General features: G+C 68.1%; 18 protein-coding genes and 1 pseudogene. 3 read left to right on the plus strand and 16 right to left on the minus strand.

Going from position 1 to position 15,376, the window contains the following annotated elements; translation table 11 throughout:
• Positions 1–26 precede the first annotated feature (26 nt).
• The 4 genes from QZM15_RS18575 to QZM15_RS18590 form a co-directional block, all read right to left on the minus strand.
• A complete protein-coding gene (locus QZM15_RS18575) occupies positions 27–191 on the minus strand; it encodes an alpha helical protein (RefSeq protein ID WP_060967007.1) in 165 nt (54 codons plus the stop codon).
• A 35-nt stretch (positions 192–226) separates the two neighbouring features.
• Positions 227–496: a DUF2934 domain-containing protein gene (locus QZM15_RS18580; protein WP_302106992.1), complete on the minus strand. Its 270-nt coding sequence runs from the start codon at positions 494–496 to the stop codon at positions 227–229.
• Between the two features lie 27 nt (positions 497–523).
• On the minus strand, positions 524–949 hold the full coding sequence (locus tag QZM15_RS18585) for a CBS domain-containing protein (protein WP_302106993.1): 426 nt from the start codon (positions 947–949) through the stop codon (positions 524–526).
• Positions 950–1,020: 71 nt separating this feature from the next.
• Positions 1,021–1,731: an MgtC/SapB family protein gene (locus tag QZM15_RS18590; protein ID WP_302106994.1), complete on the minus strand. Its 711-nt coding sequence runs from the start codon at positions 1,729–1,731 to the stop codon at positions 1,021–1,023.
• 455 nt (positions 1,732–2,186) lie between these two features.
• On the opposite strand from QZM15_RS18590, the gene QZM15_RS18595 reads away from it, so the two are divergent.
• Both QZM15_RS18595 and QZM15_RS18600 read left to right on the plus strand, forming a co-directional pair.
• Complete coding sequence (locus tag QZM15_RS18595) at positions 2,187–2,471, plus strand: helix-turn-helix transcriptional regulator (protein ID WP_059575146.1); 285 nt, start codon at positions 2,187–2,189, stop codon at positions 2,469–2,471.
• On the plus strand, positions 2,461–3,753 hold the full coding sequence (locus tag QZM15_RS18600) for a HipA domain-containing protein (protein ID WP_302106995.1): 1,293 nt from the start codon (positions 2,461–2,463) through the stop codon (positions 3,751–3,753). The genes QZM15_RS18595 and QZM15_RS18600 overlap by 11 nt, the downstream gene beginning before the upstream one ends.
• A gap of 74 nt (positions 3,754–3,827) precedes the next feature.
• Here the strand turns inward: QZM15_RS18600 and QZM15_RS18605 are convergent.
• A pseudogene (locus QZM15_RS18605) lies at positions 3,828–4,784 on the minus strand (SDR family NAD(P)-dependent oxidoreductase); the annotation flags it as partial.
• Positions 4,785–4,922: 138 nt separating this feature from the next.
• Between QZM15_RS18605 and QZM15_RS18610 the strand changes: the two are divergent.
• Positions 4,923–5,843, plus strand: a complete 921-nt coding sequence (locus tag QZM15_RS18610; RefSeq protein ID WP_226289153.1) for an AraC family transcriptional regulator — start codon at positions 4,923–4,925, stop codon at positions 5,841–5,843.
• Positions 5,844–5,986: 143 nt separating this feature from the next.
• Here the strand turns inward: QZM15_RS18610 and QZM15_RS18615 are convergent, their stop codons facing one another.
• The 11 genes from QZM15_RS18615 to QZM15_RS18665 form a co-directional block, all read right to left on the minus strand.
• Entirely contained in the window at positions 5,987–6,517 is a 531-nt protein-coding gene (locus QZM15_RS18615) for an OsmC family protein (RefSeq protein ID WP_275905354.1), read from the minus strand.
• A gap of 60 nt (positions 6,518–6,577) precedes the next feature.
• Positions 6,578–7,648, minus strand: coding sequence for a substrate-binding domain-containing protein (locus tag QZM15_RS18620; RefSeq protein ID WP_302106996.1), 1,071 nt, complete (start codon positions 7,646–7,648; stop codon positions 6,578–6,580).
• Positions 7,649–7,815: 167 nt separating this feature from the next.
• The gene (locus QZM15_RS18625) at positions 7,816–8,874 is read right to left on the minus strand and encodes an ABC transporter permease (RefSeq protein WP_302106997.1); all 1,059 of its coding nucleotides are present in this window, start codon (positions 8,872–8,874) and stop codon (positions 7,816–7,818) included.
• A complete protein-coding gene (locus tag QZM15_RS18630; protein ID WP_302106998.1) occupies positions 8,871–10,433 on the minus strand; it encodes a sugar ABC transporter ATP-binding protein in 1,563 nt (520 codons plus the stop codon). The genes QZM15_RS18625 and QZM15_RS18630 overlap by 4 nt, the downstream gene beginning before the upstream one ends.
• 102 nt (positions 10,434–10,535) lie before the next feature.
• Positions 10,536–11,918: an LLM class flavin-dependent oxidoreductase gene (locus QZM15_RS18635; protein WP_089466172.1), complete on the minus strand. Its 1,383-nt coding sequence runs from the start codon at positions 11,916–11,918 to the stop codon at positions 10,536–10,538.
• 26 nt (positions 11,919–11,944) lie between these two features.
• Positions 11,945–12,712 (minus strand): ABC transporter permease, encoded by a 768-nt coding sequence (locus QZM15_RS18640; RefSeq protein WP_302106999.1) that lies wholly within the window; start codon positions 12,710–12,712, stop codon positions 11,945–11,947.
• On the minus strand, positions 12,709–13,443 hold the full coding sequence (locus QZM15_RS18645; protein ID WP_302107000.1) for an ABC transporter permease: 735 nt from the start codon (positions 13,441–13,443) through the stop codon (positions 12,709–12,711). Before QZM15_RS18645 ends, QZM15_RS18640 begins: the two co-directional genes overlap by 4 nt.
• 4 nt (positions 13,444–13,447) lie before the next feature.
• Positions 13,448–14,251, minus strand: coding sequence for a transporter substrate-binding domain-containing protein (locus tag QZM15_RS18650; protein WP_059637348.1), 804 nt, complete (start codon positions 14,249–14,251; stop codon positions 13,448–13,450).
• Between the two features lie 177 nt (positions 14,252–14,428).
• Positions 14,429–14,605 carry a hypothetical protein gene (locus tag QZM15_RS18655; protein WP_302107001.1) on the minus strand — a complete coding sequence of 59 codons (177 nt, stop codon included), beginning with the start codon at positions 14,603–14,605 and terminating at the stop codon, positions 14,429–14,431.
• A gap of 192 nt (positions 14,606–14,797) precedes the next feature.
• Positions 14,798–15,010, minus strand: coding sequence for a twin transmembrane helix small protein (locus QZM15_RS18660; RefSeq protein ID WP_006489184.1), 213 nt, complete (start codon positions 15,008–15,010; stop codon positions 14,798–14,800).
• A complete protein-coding gene (locus tag QZM15_RS18665; RefSeq protein WP_059575235.1) occupies positions 15,007–15,357 on the minus strand; it encodes a hypothetical protein in 351 nt (116 codons plus the stop codon). Before QZM15_RS18665 ends, QZM15_RS18660 begins: the two co-directional genes overlap by 4 nt.
• Between the last annotated feature and the right edge of the window lie 19 nt (positions 15,358–15,376).

Raw genomic sequence — 15,376 nt, forward strand, 5'->3', positions numbered from 1 at the left:
AAGCGAAGTGCGCGGCCCGCATCACCTTACTGCTTGTTGCCCGGTTCGCGCGTTCGCTCGCCGTACGTGTCGTTGCCGCAATGCGGGCACGTCGGGATCGGGTGCCCCGCCTGGACGTGCGTCGACCGATTGCATTTCTCGCATCGAAAGTTACCGGTCTTTTCCGCCTTTTCGCCCGCATGCGCCGTCATCTTCGTCCTCCTTCCGGCTCGGCCTTACCCGCGCTTCACGGCGTACGCCGCCTTTCATGCGCGAGCTCGCCGGTCGGCACCGCATCGACGTCCTGCAGCGGCTCGCCCGGGATGCGGCGCTTCGCGGACTGCTCGGCCGGCAAATCGGCCGTCTGCCCGGCGCGCCCGTCCGCGCTGCTGCCCTCGGCATCGAGCTGCTGCTCGGCCCGCTGCCAGTATTCGTCGGCCCGACCGTCCGGCGCGCCGTCTGCCTGCCACAGCCGGTACGCACGCTCGCGGACCTGCGTTTCCCTGTCTTCGTTCATGTCGTTCTCCGTGTCTGTCATGGCAATTCACCGATCCGGGCGCGCCGGCGCCGACACCGCGCCGAGCGTCGACGACATCGCGCCGTCCGCGGCCGTCGCCAGATCGCCCAGCGCGACGATGCCGAGCAGCCGCTTCTGCCGGTCGACCACCGGCACGCGGCGAATCTGCGCATCTTCCATCTTCTTTTGCACCACTGAAATGTCGTCGTCCTCATAACACCAGTTCGCGGGTCCGCTGACGACGCCCTCGATCGACTCGTTCGGCGGCACGCCCATCGACACCGCGCGCACAACGATGTCGCGGTCCGTCAGCATCCCGATCAGCCGCGTGCCATCGCAAACGGGCAGCGCGCCGACGTTCAGCTCGCTCATCAGCCGGGCCGCCTCGCGCAGGCTCTGCGTCGGGCCGATGGTCGCGGCGTCGCGTGTCATCACCTCCGATACACATGTCATGTTTCGCTCCTCGGTAAGCCGCCCACGGCGGCCTGCTGCACGAGCATCGCGCGTTCCAGCGGCCGCGCGCGTCAGTTCTCCGTCGCGCAGCGGACCGACGTCAGGCCCGCGGATTCGACGATCCGCATCAACTGCTTCAGCATCACGTCGGCGCTGGCCGCTTCGCGCCACTGCACGAACAGTTCTTCCTCGCGCACCGCGCGTGCAGCCGTTTCGCAAAAGCTTTTCGTCCGGCACGTGAATCCCGCCCGGCTCAGCTTCGCGATCAGTTGTTCGCGCGCAACCGAGCCCGGCGGATATTCGATCGTGACCAGCGCGGTCCGGACGCGCCGCAAGCGCTGCTCGACCAGCCGCAGCGGCCAGACGACGAGCAAGGCGAGCACCAGCCCGAGCGCGCCGAGTGACAACTGGCCGCCGCCGACGCACAGCCCGATGACGGTGACGAACCACAGCGTCGCGGCCGTGGTGACGCCGGATACGAGGCCATCGCGATGAAGGATCGCGCCGCCGCCGATGAAGCCCATTCCGGTCAGGATGCCGAGCGGCAGCCGCATCAGGTCCAGCACCGAAAACGCGCCCTCCGGTTTGCCCGCCTGCAGCAGCAGCGCATTGACCTGCAGCATCGACAGACATGCGGCGAGACAGACGAGGATCGTCGTCCGCAGCCCGGCCGTCTTGCCGGATTCGCTGCGATCGAGGCCGATCAGCCCGCCCGCGACGAGCGCCAGCGCGATCCTGACGAGAACGTCGTGCCACTGCAGTACGACCGGCATCGGTTCCATGCGCGCCTCCCGTGCAAATCGTCATGTGTCGGGGCGCGAACGCCGCCGGCGACGCCTGCCCGGCGCAAGGACCGGGCCTGCTTTTCGGGTGCGGCGGCGCCTGTAGTACGTCGGACGGAATTGTAGAAAGGGGGTTCGGCGCGCACCGTGCCACCGTGGCGGAGGTGGTCGGCGCCCGTTCGCGGAATGATCGTGCGTCGCCACGCCGGGCGCGTGACGGCGAAGAACTGACCCGCCGCCAGCGGACATCCGCCGGGCGCCCTCGCTCCGTATCCGATCAGATACGCGAACCGCTCCCAACGGCCGTTCCTAGACAATCTGTTCCCGAGCGGGTACGAAATGCCGTCCCCCGGCGTCGGAAGCATCTATTCGTTCCCGTACGAATACGAATTACCGCCCGACTTGGCGAGTTATGCGATACTGTTCCCGCTCAGATACGAAGCACGGAGAACGTCATGTCGGAGTCCCAGTCCGTCGACACGATCGGCGCGCTCGCCCACCTCATTCGTTCCGCGCGGATCCAGCAGGGGTTCACGCGGGACGAGCTCGCGAACGCGACCGGCCTGTCGCCGAAATTCATCAGTCAGGTGGAAGCCGGCAAGCCGACCGCGCAAATCGGCAAGGTCATGCTGCTGCTGGCCGAGCTCGGCGTGCGCCTGTACGCCGAGTCGTCGGTCGAGATATCCGAAGCCACCGCGCTGAAAGCCGCGCAACGCCGCAGGAGCAGCCATGGCGGCTAGAACGCTGATCGCGTCCGCCAACGGCGTGCGCATGGGCACGCTGACCGACGATAAAGGCATCTGGTCGTTCGCGTACGACCCGCAATGGCTCGCGTCACCCGCCGCGTATCCACTGTCGCCGGCGTTCCCGCTGCGCGCGGGCGTGTTCACCGACACGTCGACCGATCGTCCAGTGCAGTGGTTCTTCGACAACCTGCTGCCCGAGGAAGGCATGCGCACGTCGCTCGCGCGCGAGGCGAAGGTCGATGCGGCCGACGCGTGGGGCCTGCTCGCGTACTTCGGCCGCGAATCGGCCGGCGCGCTGACGCTGCTGGCCGATGGCGAACGCGAAGCGCCCGGCGGCCTGCAGCCGCTGCCGCTCGACGAGCTCGAACGGCGAATCCAGGCGATGCCCGAACGCGCGCTGACGGCGACGGCACCCAAGCGCATGTCGGCGGCCGGCGCGCAGCAGAAGCTGCTGCTGGTGCTGCGCGGCGACGCGCCCGACTACGCACTGTTCGAGCCGGTCGGCAGCGAACCGTCGATGCACCTCCTCAAACCCGACATGCGTGCGGCCGGCTATCCGCATTCGGCGATCAACGAGTTCTTCTGCATGCGGCTCGCGAAGAAGATGGGGCTCGACGTACCGGACGTGCACTTCCTGCGCGCGCCGTCCGCGTGCTACGTGATCGACCGGTTCGACCGCGACGTCGCGTCCGAACCGGCCGGGCGCGTGCATACGATCGACGCGATGCAGTTGCTCAACTACGACCGCGGTTTCAAATATCAGCGGGCGAACGCACAGGAACTGGCCCGCGCGATCGAGCGCACCAGCACGAGAGCGCTCACGCGCCTGTCGGTGTTCCGCTGGACCGTGTTCAACGTGGTGGTCGGCAATGCCGACGCGCACCTGAAGAACCTGTCGTTCTTCGTCGACGCGCGCGGCTACCGGCTCGCGCCGTTCTACGACATCGTCAGCACGGTCGTGTATCACACGCCGACGCACCGGCCCGACCATCGCGGCGAACACTGGCCGCACTGCGAGCTGACGATGCCGCTCGGGCATGCGACGCGGTTCGCCGATATCGACATGGACGCACTGGTCGCGTTCGGCCAGGCGCTCGGGCTCAGGGAGAAAGCGGCCGCCAGCGAACTGCGGCGCTTTCTCGAACCGCTCGACCGTCTCGTCGTTCAGGCGCTCGATGAAGTGCGGCACATCGCGCATCCGGACGCCGGGGAAATGCGATTGCTGAATTCGATCGTCGCGATGCCGATCGCGGAGATGGGGCGGGCGCTGCGGTAGACGTGCGGATAGGCTGCCGCGCGCGGATGTCGTGCCGCCGCCGGACGCCCGCGCGGCGCCCGGCCAGGGCGCCGCACGGCAAAGGCATCGACGCCCGTCGCGGCCGCGGACCACGCCCACAGCCGCGCCGCTTCCTCCGGATCGATCGCATGCGGCCGCACGCCTGATTCCTCGTTGCCGCGCGTCACTGTCGCGACGTCGCAATCCTCGCAATAAACACCGCCGAGATCGGCCAGGCGCGGCGACGTCGCCACCCATACCTGGGTTGCCGCACCCTGCTCAGGTGTCTTGAAAGTCGGATCGATCGGCACACCGTGCTCGTCCACCCAACCTTGCGCCATCATTTCCTCGCGCGTCAGATGGCGCTGCAGCGGCGTCGCGATCTTGCCGGGATGCAGCGAATATGCGCGAACGCCGAATGGCGCACCGAGCACGTCGAGCTGCACCGCGAACAAGGCGTTGGCGGTTTTCGACTGTCCGTACGCCAGCCATTTGTCGTAACCGCGCGTGAACGCGATATCGTCCCAACGGATCGGCGACAGCCGGTGCCCGAGCGACGACACCGCGACCACACGTGCGCCGTCTCCGTGCGCGAGCGCAGGCCATAGGCGGTTGACGAGCACGTAGTGACCGAGGTGATTGACGGCCATCTGCGCTTCCCGACCGTCGCCGACGCGGGTCTCGGGGCAGGCCATGATGCCCGCGCTGTTGATCACGATATGTACGTTGCGCCGCGCGTCGACAAACCGGGCCGCGAATGCATCCACGCTCGCGGGGTCCGCCAGATCGAGCGTCGCGATCTCCACGCCGGCGATGTCGCGCGTCGCCTCGCGCGCGGCCGCGACGCTCCGCGCGCCGACGACGACGCGCGCGCCGGCTTGCGCCAGTGCACGCGTGGTTTCGAGCCCGAGACCCGAATGGCCGCCCGTCACGATCGCGGTCTTGCCGCGCAGGTCGAGACCGGCCAGGACGTCGCTCGCCGTCGATGCAGCGTCGAATCCGGAATGAAGGGGTTGCTGCCTGCTCGTCATTGAAAGCTCCAGGAACGGCGTGCGAAGCACGTGGCCGCCCATCGGCCGCGTCACTGCACGAGCCCATTCTCCGGCCGCGCATCCGGACTGTGAATGCAATAGAATCCGGTTTTTCGTCGAGATCGTCCGGGATTGCGCGTGGACCCGCTATCGGAAGTGCTGTCGCTGCTGGAAACGCGCGACTCGTTTTTCACCGGCCTGCGGGCCGGTGGCCCATGGGCCGTCGACCTGCCCCCGCCCGACGGGATCAAGTTCAACGCGGTGGTCGAAGGCAGTTGCTGGCTGACCGTCGACGGTGCAGGGCCACCCGTCCGGCTGCGCACGGGCGACTGCTTCCTGCTCGCCGCGCCGCGGGCATTTTCGCTGGCGAGCGATCCGTCGGTCGCGCCGGTGCCCGCCGCCGACGTGTACCGGCATGTCGACCGCGGTATCGCGCACTATGGCGAACCGGCCGACTGCTTTCTGATCGGCGGCCGCTTCGCCTATGAGGAACGGATGCCGCTGCTGCTCGGCAGCCTGCCGCCCGTGGTGATCGTGAGCGGCGATTCCGAACCGGCGGCGGTCCTGCGCTGGTCGCTGCAGCAACTCGCACGGGAGTTCGTCGCGGCGTCGCCGGGCGGGTCGCTGATGGTTCGGCATCTCGGACACATGATGCTCGTGCAGATCCTGCGGCGCTATGTGGACGCCGGCGCGAACGGCGACGTCGGGTGGCTGGCCGGATTCGCGGATTCGCGAGTCAGCGCGGCGCTGGCCGCGATTCACGCGGCGCCCGAGCGACGCTGGACCGTCGACGCGCTGGCGGCCTGCTGCCATGTGTCGCGTTCGACGTTCGCGCTGCATTTCAAGCGGCGGCTCGGGTTCGGGCCGCTCGAATACGTGTTGCGGTGGCGGATACAGCTGGCGATGCGCGAACTGCGCCACTCCACGGCGTCGATCTCGGCGATCGCGCAGCGGCTCGGCTACGACTCGGATAGCGCGTTCGGCCATGCGTTCAAACGCATCGTGGGCTGCTCGCCGCGCGCCTATCGTCATGACGTGACGAAGGAACCGGGCAACTAGCGTCGTTACGGCCCTCGTCGGGCACGCGGTGGTGCGAAAACGTCAACGCCCGGCACTTGAATTACGGCCATCGGGATAAGTATTCTTATCACAATACACCGATTTCATTTACAAACTCGGCCGAGCAGCAATGCGTCGGCGCATCACCCGTTCGTATGCCGCAATTCCCCGTCGATGTGCTGCGGCAACCTCAGCAAATTGAAGATCGGGCACACCGCTTCGACCGCCTGATGCAACGCCCGAATGACCTCCGGCGGCTCCGGCGACACGATGTCCAGCGTATAGCGGATGTTGTGCGGGAATACCGGAACGTGCTCGAACCCCGGCTGCTGCGCGAGCGGATGCTGGTCGCCGGTGACTTCGACTTCGATCGCGTCGATCTTCAGGCCCCGCTCCGCGGCCTGGATCAACGTGATGTGCGTGAGGCAACTGCCGAGCACGCCCAGTTGCAGTTCCGGCGACGCAGGCCCGAGGTTGTATCCCGCGAAATCGGGCGGGCTGTCGCTGATCACCTGGAAGTCGCGAATCCGGATCTCGCGCACGCCGCTGCGACCGAGCGCGCGCACGGTCGCCTTCAGCGGCGTCGCCTTGAGATCGGGATCGTTGCGGGCGGCCTGCTGCTTCGCTCGCCAGGCGTCGCGCTTTTGTACGAGATAGTCGTTCAGGGTCGTCATGGTCGAGTCATGGGCAGGCGGCACGCAGGCGACCGATCGGTTCGTTGCGCGCCAGGGCGATCAGTCGACCGCCGGAATCCACGCGGCCGTCGCCGCATCGCTCGCGCGGAACGCCGGAAACTTCGCGCCGAGTTCGGCCACGGTATGAATGTCGTTCTTCACGAGATCGTCGCGCGTGATCAGCGTCGGCTTGACCGCGATGCGCGCGCCCGGGTTTTGCCCGGCCACCAGCAGCGCCGCCGCTCGCACCGACACCGCGCCGACGACCGCCGGATTGGTCGCGGCCGTCGCGACCCACGCGCTGTTCGGCGCGCGAATGGCCTCGATGTCGGCCGTCGATACGTCCGCGCTGTAGATGCGCAGCTTCGACGACAGCCTGGCCTCGTCGGCCGCGAGCTTCGCGCCGCGCGCGAACTCGTCGTACGGCGCGAATACGACGCGAATGTCGGGATTCGCGCGATACGCGGCCGCCGCCTGGTTCGCGACCGATTGCGCGATCGGATTGTCGACGGTGCCCCAGCGCGCCTTTTCCTTCACCTTCGGGTGCGCACGCTTGAAGTCGCGCCACGCGGCATCGCGCCGGTCGAGCGGCGCGAATCCGGCCACGTACACGTACCCTGCCGCGAACGCGTCGCCGTTGTCCTTCACGGCCTGATCGAGCAGCAGGTTCGCCAGGTCGCGATCGTTCTGCTCGATCTGCGGCACCTTCTGATTGGCGAGATCGACGTCGAACGCAACGACCTTGATGCCTTTGTCCACCGCACGCTGAACGACGTCCTTCAGCGATTCCGGCAAGCCGTGATTGACGATGATCGCGGACACGCCGATGCTGATCGCCTGCTGAATCTGCTCGCGCTGCTCGGCCGCGTCCTGCCGGCCTTCGTAGATGCGCAGATCGACGCCGAGCGCACGTGCCTGCTTCTGCGCGCCGGCTTCGTAGGCCTGGAAGAAATCGCCGGTCGACAGGTAGTTGACGAGCGCGATCTTCACGCCGCCCTTGTCGAATGGCGCCGGCGCGCCCTTGAGCGGGCCGGCGTACGCCGCGGGCACACCCAGCACGAGCGCGACGCCCAGTGCGAGCGCGCCGAGTTTCGGTTCGATGCGTGACTTTCGGCGAAGCAATGAGCGCATGGCGCGTCTGTCTCCATATAGAACGATATCGGTTCAATCTATCAGCGCGACACGCAAACTCAAACCGACCGATTCGGCAATCGATATTACTTTGGATGGCAAACGGTCCAGCCTGAAGATTCTTCGAACCCGTCCATGCCTGATCCGAGTCTCGGCGACCTCACCCATCACGCCCGGGCGTCCGCACGGCGACCGATGCCGAAGGTAAACGCGAGGGCCAGCACGAGCAGCACGCCCTTGATGAAATCCTGCATGTAGTACGGTGCGTTCAGCATCGTCAGCCCGTTGAGCAGCACGCCGACGAATACAGCGCCGACGACCGTGCCGAACACGTTGGGCCGCTTCGCGCCCCACACCGCGTAACCGATCAGCGCGGCGGCCACCGCGTCGAGCAGCAGCGAGTGCCCCGCGCTCACGTCGCCGCGGCCGACCCGCGCGGCGATCAGCACGCCGCCCAGCGACGCGATCGCACCCGACACAACATATGCGGCGACGCGGTAGCGCGCGGCCGGTGCGCCGGCCAGCCGCGCGGCCGTTTCGTTGCCGCCGATCGCATAGATCACGCGCCCCCAGCGCGTCGCTTCCATCGTGATGCAGGCCAGCACCGTCACGGCCGCAAGCACCAGCACCGGCAACGGTACGACGTCGAACACGCGCAGCCGGCCGAGCGCGAGAAACGCGTCGGGGAACACGCCCGTCGCATCCGTGCCGTCGGGCAGCACGGAGCCGGTCGCCAGCGAACGGCCGCCGGTAGGGATCAACTGCAGGCCGGCCAGCAGGAACAGCGTGCCGAGCGTCGCGAGCTGGTCGGGCACGCGCAGCCGCGTAATCAGCACGCCGTTGAACAATCCGGCGGCCACGCCGAGCGCGACGCAGGCGATCACGGCCGCCCACGCGCTGCCGTGCCAGACGACCAGCACGTAGCTGGCGGCCATCTGCGCGGTCGCGGCCACGCTGCCGACCGACAGGTCGAAACCGCCGGCCGCGAGCGTGACCGTCACGCCGACGCCGAGCAACGCGACGATCGACACCGCCTGCAGGATGCTGAACAGGTTGTCGAGGTTCAGGAACGCGGGGTCCCTGATCGCGAACACGACCACGAGAGCGGCGAGCACGAGCAGGATGCCGGTTCGTTCGAGCGCATCGCGGATGCGCGCCGGCCCGGCGCGCGACGATCGTTCGACGGATGCGGCATGACGTACATCGGAAGAAGTCACGGGTTTCATGAGCAAGCACCCACGATGGAAGCAGTCGGAGGCAGACCATCGAGCGTCGCGCGATCGAACCGCACGATACGGTCGGCGATCTCGGCGGCTTCCTCGAGATCGCTGACGAACACGATCGTCGCGCGCTCATGCGCATGACGGCGCAGCGTATCGACGATATCGGCGCGCGCGCCCGCATCGATGCCCTGGAACGGTTCGTCGAGCAGCAGCAGCCGCGCCGGTTCGGCGTGCCAGCGCGCGAGCACGATCTTCTGCTGGTTGCCGCCGGACAGGTGCGCGACGCGATCGTCGGGCCCCTCGCAGCGAATGCCGAACCGTGCGATCGCCGCCGCGGCCGCCGTGCGTTCGCGGGCTCGGCGCACCGCGCCGCTCGCGAACCAGCGCGACAGGAACGGAAAGCCGATCGTGCCCGCGATCGACGCGAACGGCACGCTGTCGGGAAACAGCGACGTGCGCCAGCGATCCTCGCCGGCCAGGAATACGCCGGCGCGAATCGCGTCCGCCGGCGAACGCGGCCGCCACGGCCGGCCGTCGAGCGTCATCTCGCCGGCCGCCGCGCGCACCGCGCCGAAGATCGTCCGTGCGAAGCGCGACTTGCCCCCGCCGACCGGGCCCGCGATCGCGACGATCTCGCCGCGCCGGACGTCGAGATCGAACGGCGTACTGGTCGGCGTCAGCCGGATCTGCCGCACGCTGAAGCCTGAGCCGGGCCCGGATTCGGCCTGTGCGGCCCGCTCCGGCGCCAGGGCACGCGTACGCGGCAGCGGCCGGCCGATCATCGTTTCCACCGCGGCGTCGAAATCGATTGGCGCGGCCAGATCGGCGACGATCCGGCCGTCGCGGACGATCGCCGCGCGATCGGCGATGCGACGCAAATCGCCGAGCCGATGCGACACGAGCAGGATCGCGACGCCATCGCGGCGCAACGCGTCCACCAGCACGAACAGCCGCTCGGCCTCCGCTGCGGACAAGCTGGCGGTCGGCTCGTCGAGAATCAGCAACGACGGCTGCCCGGCCAGCGCGCGCGCCAAGGTCACGCGCTGCTGGTCGGCCAGCGACAGCAAGGCCAGCGGCGCCGCCAGATCGACGTCGAGCCCGACCCGCGCGGCGAGCGATCGCGCCGCGCCACGCCGCGCGGCCGGCGGCACGCGCCACGGCGAGGCCGGATCGCACAGTCGGTCCAGCAGCAGGTTGTCGGCGATCGATAGCGTCGGCACGACGGCGTCGGCCACCGACTGGTGCACGGTCGCGACGCCGAGCCGCTTGGCCGCGTGCGGCGAACCCGGCCGATACGGTTCGCCGTGCAGCGTCAGCGTGCCGGCGTCCGCTTGCAGCGCGCCGCTCAGGATCTTGACGAAGGTCGACTTGCCCGCGCCATTCGCGCCCATCAGCGCGACGACTTCTCCGGCGCCGATCGACAGATCGAGCGCCGCCAGCGCGACGGTCGCGTCGAAGCGTTTCGCGATGCCGGCGGCGCTCAGGACGGGCGGCGACGCCGATCGATGCGATCGATCTTCGCGCCGCGTCGTGTCCATGGTTTCGTTCATCGCGCCATTCATGCCCGAAGATTCCGGTCGGCACGACGCGGTTGCAGCAGGAACAGTACGTCGTCGGTCATGTCATGCAACTCCGCTGAGGGTCGTCCGGCATCGATCGCCTCGTCAGCCCGCTTCCGGCACGGGAAACCGGAACGAAGCGCCGTAGGCCGTATCCGGCAGGCGGTCGCGGCCGCCCAGCCGTGAACGGAAGGTGCCGCTCGCCGGCGTCGTGCGGTACAGGCCGCGCTTCTTCAGTTCCGGCACGATCAGTTCGGCGAAATCGTCGAGCGTGCCCGGGCTGATCAGCGGATTGAGCATGTAGCCGCTCGTCGTCGACTGCCGCGCATGCTCGGCGAGCTGGTCCGCGATTTCGTCGGGCGAGCCGACGAGGATCAGGTCGGTGCCGCGCGTGACGCTCGCGAACTTGCGCCGCACGTCGCCGGCCGTGAGCGGCTTGCCGCTGCCGTCCGGCCGCACCACGTAGGACGTCAGCCCTTCCGTGTGCGTCGTCAGCGGCTCGTCGTCCGCATAGCGGTCGATGTCGATGCCGGTGTCGCCCGCATAGCTGACGAGTTGCGCGTGCCGGTGATAGTGTTGCTGCAGCGTGTGATATTTCTCCTTCGCGTCGCTCGACGAGCGCGCCGTCACGATCCGCAGCACCGTCAGCGACTTCACGTCGTCCGCCGCCCGGCCGCGTTCGGCCGCGAGTCGTCGGATCTCGTCGAGGCCCGCACGAATCTCGTGCGGGTTCGACTTCGCGACGAACACCACCTCCGCATGCTTCGCCGCGAACGCGCGTCCGCGCCCCGACCAGCCGGCCTGGATCAGCACGGGCGAGCGCTGCGGCGACGGCGCGCAGACGTGCGGCCCCTGCACGCGATAGTGCGTGCCTTCGTGCGCGATCGGCCGCACGCGGTCGCCACGCGCATAGCGCGGCGCGTGCTTGTCGGCGACGACCGCATCGTCCGCCCAGCTCCCTTCCCACAGTTTGTACACGACGTCGAGAAATTCCTCCGCGCGCGCGTAGCGTTCGTCGTGGCCGATCATCCGGTCGAGCCCGAAGTTGCGTGCGGCGCTCGTCAGATAGGACGTCACGATGTTCCAGCCGATCCGGCCGTTGCTCAGATGATCGAGCGTGCTGAAGCGGCGCGCGAGCGCGAACGGGTGCTCGTAGGTCGTGCTCGCGGTCACTCCGAACGCGAGCCGCTCCGTCTGCGCGACCAGCGCCGCGATCAGCATCATCGGATCGTTCGCGGGCGCCTCGACCGCCCACTGCAGCGCCGCGTCGGCCGACCCGCCATAGACGTCGTACAGGCCGAGCACGTCCGCGAAGAACAGCATGTCGAGATCGGCCTGTTCGGCCGTGCGCGCGAGGTTCGACCAGAACCCGAGCGTATTCGCACGCAGCCGTTCATCAGCCGGATGGGTCCACAGGCTCGGCGCGCCGCCGCAGCCGACGCTGGCTTGTTCATACAGGGAAAACAGCAAGGGGCGAGGATCGGACATCGTGGAATTCGTTACCAGGGCAGGAATCAGTTGGGCGCCGCCCACGCGCCCGACGACGCGCGGTGGCGCCGGGCGGGCATGCGTTCGTCGGCTGCGCGCGTCAGGTAGCGATTGACGCGCTGCTCGAGACGGGCGGCAGGAATGGTCAGCAGCGCGACCAGCACGACATAGACGATCGCCGCACCGGCCAGCGGTTCGTACACGCGCAACGTCTCGAAGCGCAGCGTATTGGCCGTGCCCATCACGTCGAACACGGTCACGGTGGACGCGAGGACGGTCGATTTCAGCAGCAGGATCGCCTCTCCGGTGAGCGCGGGCAGCGCAAGCCGCCACGCACGCGGGCCGACGATGCGGCGCAGCACCTGCACGCGCGTCATCCCGTATGCGTGGCCGGCCTCGATCTCGCCAGCCGGCACGCCGGCGATCGCGCCGCGCAGGATCGTCGCGACATACGCGCTCTCGTTCACGCTCAACGCGACGATCGCGTACCAGAACGCGTCACGCAGCAGCGGCGACGCCCAGCTGTCGCGCATCCACTCGCGCGGGACGATCTGCCCGAATCCGTAGTACAACAGATAGAGCTGGACGAGCAGCGGCGTGCCGCGGATCAGCATGAGCCAGCCGCGCACGGACCAGCGCAACGGCGTATGGCGTGCGCCGGCGGCGAGCGCGAGCGGCACGCCCAGCAGCACGCTGGCCGCACCCGACACAAGCGTCAGCGCCAGCGTCGTCGGCACCGCGGCGAGCAGCTTCGGCATTACCGTGTCGAGCAGGAAAGGCAGCGAGAAGATCATGTCGTCGCACGCCTCGTGCCGCGATTCGCATGCCGCTCGAGCGCCGCAAAGATGCCCGCCGACGTGACGCTCAGCAACAGGAACAGCGCGGCCGTGACCAGATAGAAGAATACGTAGTGCCGCGTCGCGCCGGCCGCGAGCTGGCTCGCCTTCAGCAGATCCGTGAACGAACCGAGCACGCTGATGAACGACGCGTCCTTGGTCGCGTTCAGCCACACGTTGCCGACGCCCGGCAGCGCGAGCCGCGCGGCGGCCGGCAGCCGGATGCGCGCGAACGTCTGCCAGGACGTCATCCCATACGCGTGCGCGGCTTCGATCTGGCCGACCGGCACGTTGACGAGCGCCGCGCGGAAGATGTCGGTGAGATACGCGCCCTGGATGAAGCCGAGCGACAGTGCGGCGACGACGAACGGGTCGAACGCGAAGTCGCCGGACACGATGCCGCTGCCGCGCAGCGCGTTCTCGATGGCCGGTGCGACCGCGTAGAACGCCAGCAGCAGGCACAACAGCTCGGGCAGCGCGCGCACGAGCATCGTGTAGAGCCGCGCCAGCCATACAAGCGCTGAATATCGCGCCAGCTTGCCGAGCGCGCCGGCGATGCCGAGCAGCACGCCGGTGCAGAACGATGCGGCCGCGACGCCGAACGTCAGCGCGAACGCACTCGCGAACACGCGGCCATATCCGCCGTCGCCGAAGGCGAGCAGCGCGAGCAGCGAATCGTCCGCGGCCATCGGGTCAGCGGCCTTTCTCGATCGTGCCCTTCAGGTTCGGATAGCGGGCGGTGATCGCATCCCACGTGCCGTCCTGCTGCAGTTGCGCGATCGCGGTCGACAGCTTGCCGCGCAGCGCATCGCCGTGGCGCACGCCCGCGCCGATGCCGAGGCCCAGCACCGGATCGTCCGCGCACGTGGCCTTGACCTCGAAGTCCTTGCCGTCGCGCGACGCGAGGAACGCCGTGAACAGCCCCTTGCCTTCCTGCACGTAGTCGACGCGACCGGACACCAGATCGGCGAGCGCGTTGTCGAACTTGTCGAACGCCTTGATCTGCGCGTCCTGCTTGAAGCGGGCATCGAGGAACGCCGAGAAGTTGGTGCCGGCCTCGACGCCGATCACGCGGCCCTTGAAGGTCGCGGGCACCGCGCAGTCGACGCGGCGCCGGTCGCTTTTCGCACCGACGAACACCGTCGGCGATTCGTAATACGCACGGCTGAAATCGATCGCTTTCTGCCGTTCGCCGGTGATCGTCATCGACGACCAGATCACGTCGATCTTGCGGTTCTGCAACGCCGGAATCAGGCCGTCCCACGCAATGTCGGTGAGCTCGCAGCGCACGTTCAGCTTCCCGCACGCGGCATCGAGCACGTCGACTTCCCAGCCCTTCCATTTGCCGGCGGCGTCCTTCGAAAAGAACGGCGGGTATGACTCGGCGTCGATACCGACGCGCAACGTCGGCTGGGCCGCATGGGAAACCGGCGCGAGGCCGAGCACGAACAGCGCGGCCGCGGCACGGCGGACCCTGGAACGCATCGAACGATTCATGTGGCGATTATCTGGAATAACGTCGGAACGACCGGCGTTGCAGCCGGCGGAAGGCGAGACTGTAATGCGCGCCGACGCGTGTACCAAATGGTTATTTTTTCGATGGATATCTGATCGCGCGATATGCACGGCACCGCGCGCCGGCCAGCGCCCGCGCATGGTGCGCGGGTCATCCTCTCACGCCGCCGCGGCCTCGCCCCGCAACGCCCGCTGCGGCCGGTCGAGCGCCACGCCGCGCAGGTCCACGCCGCCGCCCGACATGTCGACGAGCTTCAGCCTGCCCTGTTCGTCATCGATCCGCTCATGCTTGTCGCGCAACCGCCGCGCGACGTCGGCATCGGATTCGCCGGTCACTGAATGAAACGAGTTCATCACGAGCGGCGGGCGATCGCCGCGACTGGACGCGGCTGCCTGCCGGTGCAACCCGGCGACGAACGCACGCGCACCAACGATATCGACGGATTCGGCGCGCACGCGCTAACGCCGCTCCGGGTCAGGCAACGCGACGTCGCCCGCTCACGCCGCCCGCCCTGACGCGACGGCGCCTCACCGCCCGATCGGCAACCCCGTCGGCTCGATCCAGCCGAGCTTGTACGCGATCAGCAGCGACAGAAACAGCGTGACCGACAATCCGACGCGCGCGGCGAGCGACCACGCCATCCGCTTGGACTTGCCGCGATCGTGATTCATGAAGTACAGCGCGAAGATCAGGCTCGCGATGATCATCGCGAATGCCACAGAAACCAGCAGGGTTTTCATTGCCGTTGCCTTTGAAGATCCGAATCGGCCTGAATCAGTTCGGCCAGTTTTTGCCGCTCGTCGGCGACGCCGCCGACGCCCGACGCCGGCCAGTCCAGCGCGACGCCGTTGCCCAGCGAATCGCGCACGAGCGCCTGGTAGCGCCGGTCGTTGATCGTGCCGTGCGCCATCGTGTCCGAGATCTCGCGCCGGAACGGCAGCGGGAAACTCGCGTACGCACGCGACAGCGCCGCATATTGTCTCGCATCGATCTCTTTCGATGATGGAATGACGGTCCAGACCACCACGGCGACGATGGCCGTGAACGGGATCGCCGTGTAGCGAAGGATGAACTTGATCGGGGTCATGAAGCGGTGGGCAGAAGTG

This window comes from Burkholderia sp. AU44665 (assembly GCF_030504405.1).
In the GTDB taxonomy this organism is placed as follows: domain Bacteria; phylum Pseudomonadota; class Gammaproteobacteria; order Burkholderiales; family Burkholderiaceae; genus Burkholderia; species Burkholderia semiarida.